This is a genomic window from Phytoactinopolyspora endophytica (assembly GCF_004138495.1).
Lineage (GTDB): Bacteria > Actinomycetota > Actinomycetes > Jiangellales > Jiangellaceae > Phytoactinopolyspora > Phytoactinopolyspora endophytica.
In genome coordinates this window covers 1-1,275 of the sequence record NZ_ML142867.1, presented here as the reverse complement: position 1 = coordinate 1,275, position 1,275 = coordinate 1, and the positions used below count along the sequence as shown (strand labels likewise).

Here is a 1,275-nt window from a genome sequence, read left to right as displayed (position 1 = left end):
ATCGGAATGTCCCGCGGCACGTCGAGAGTCACGCCGCCGATCGCGTCCACCAGCACCTGGAAACCTTCGAGGTTGACCATGATGAAGTAATCGAGGTCGATGTCGAGTGCGCCCTCGACGGCTGACTTGGTCGCGTCGGCGCCGGGGTTGCCGATCCCGGTGAAGATGTCACCGTTGTCGCGTGGAACGAAGTCGTAGACGGCGTTGATCATCCAGTCTCGCGGATCTCCGGGCCCGGTGAAGCCGTCCGGGTACCGCTCCCGCAGAGGACTGCCCGCCGGGAACTGAAATCCCACCAGGTTTCTGGGCACCGAGACCAGAACCGTGTCGCCGCTGTCGGTGTCGACGCTGGCGACGATCAAGGTGTCCGGACGATCGCCCGTGCGGCCGTCGCCGGCATCGCTGCCCATGAGGAGGAGATTGAGTCGTGGAAGGTCGGCCCAGGGATCGTCGTGGTCGGCGATCTCGGGCGCAGTGAGGCTCTCTCCGCCGGAGATCGCACCGATCAGATCCCGCTGGGTGAACACGTTTTGTGCCGCGAGTGAGAGCGGCCCGACCACCAGCGATGCCGCGAGAGTCACGGCGAGAACGCCGCCGAGCCGCTTGCGGGCGGACAGCCCTTCTGGCTCCAGCAGCCGGTGGCTGACCAGTGCGAGCATCAGCCAGATGACCGCGACCGAGACCAGTCCGACACCGATGAGCAACAGCGCCGTACGGTCGCCGCCGTAGGCGAGCAGGCGCTGGTTAGGGGTGATGATGACGAAGGCGACCACGACGACGGCGCTGGACAGGATGGCTGCGAGGAGCAGGCTGCCGATGCGTCGCTTACCTGCCGCCATGAGACCGAGGCCGGGAAGAAGGGTGCCGGCGACAGTCCGTACCAGGAACTGGCCGTAGCGTTGCTGGCGGAGCCTGCGGCGGGTCCGCAGTCTTGTGGTGCGCGAGCCATGATGGTGTCCAGACGCGGCCATGACATACGCCTCCCGTCCGTTGTGTCTGGGCCGCGCACCAGCTTAAGCGGTGAAGGTTGGAAGCCACCGGCAGGTGGTGGGTGGAGTCCAGCCGTGGTGGGTTGACGACGCGTGACGCCGCGACGGCTTCGCCCGGCGTCACGCGCCTCGACAGCCCAGTGCCGGCGTAGAGCCGGTCTCAATGAACCGGGATCACGGGACACTAAGACGCAGAACGCTAGTGTGTCGAGCCGTTATTTCATACGTTAAGTGAATAGACTGCCTGTATGTTGGACACGGTGTCGGCTGCTGCTGAGTTCGTACT

Annotated in this window: 1 protein-coding gene; it reads right to left on the bottom strand. The window is 65.3% G+C overall.

Features of this window, described 5'->3' with window-relative positions; genetic code table 11:
• A partial coding sequence (locus ELR45_RS27725; RefSeq protein ID WP_165368153.1) for an LCP family protein occupies nt 1-971 on the bottom strand: 971 nt, incomplete at its 3' end.
• Nucleotides 972-1,275 lie beyond the last annotated feature (304 nt).